Source organism: Streptomyces botrytidirepellens, from assembly GCF_003721215.1.
GTDB classification, from domain to species: domain Bacteria; phylum Actinomycetota; class Actinomycetes; order Streptomycetales; family Streptomycetaceae; genus Streptomyces; species Streptomyces himastatinicus.
The window spans coordinates 1-686 of record NZ_RIBZ01000060.1; the positions used below are offsets into that span (position 1 = coordinate 1).

At 68.8% G+C, this 686-nt stretch carries 1 protein-coding gene; it reads right to left on the reverse strand.

Annotated elements, in window-relative coordinates:
• Window positions 1–686 (reverse strand): acyl carrier protein (locus EEJ42_RS04295; RefSeq protein WP_148081845.1); only part of this gene is annotated, 686 nt, incomplete at both ends.

Here is a 686-nt window from a genome sequence, read left to right on the forward strand (position 1 = left end):
TGCATCGCCACCAACGACGACGAACACGCCGTATCCACCGTCACCGCCGGACCCTCCAACCCCAGCGTGTACGCCACCCGGCCCGAGACCACGCTGCCCGACCCCGCGAGCATCGCATAGCCTTCGAGCTTGCTGTCGGCGCCGCTGCTGAGCCCGGCAGCGTAGTCGTGGTACATCACCCCGGCGTAGACCCCGGTAGGACTGCCCTTCAACGACACCGGGTCGATACCCGCCCGCTCCACCACCTCCCACGCCGCCTCCAGCAGCAACCGCTGCTGCGGATCCGTCGCCAACGCCTCCCGCGGATTGATACCGAAGAACCCCGCATCAAACGCGTCGGCATCGTGGAGGAAGCCGCCCTCGTTCGCGTAGCTGGTGCCGGGGTGGTCGGGGTCCGGGTGGAAGAGGCCGTCCAGGTCCCAGCCCCGACCGGTCGGAAACTCCCCGATCACGTCCTGACCCGAGGCGACCAGCTCCCACAGCTTCTCGGGGGATGTCGCGCCACCAGGGAACCGGCAGGTCATCCCCACGATTGCGATCGGCTCACCGGAGTCGGCCACCGTCATCGCGGGGCCACGGGCCACCGCGGACTCGCCCACCAACCGGGTGCACAGGTAGGTGGCCAGGGCATGGGGTGTCGGATAGTCGAACACCATCGTCGCGGGCAAACGCAACCCCGTCACCGA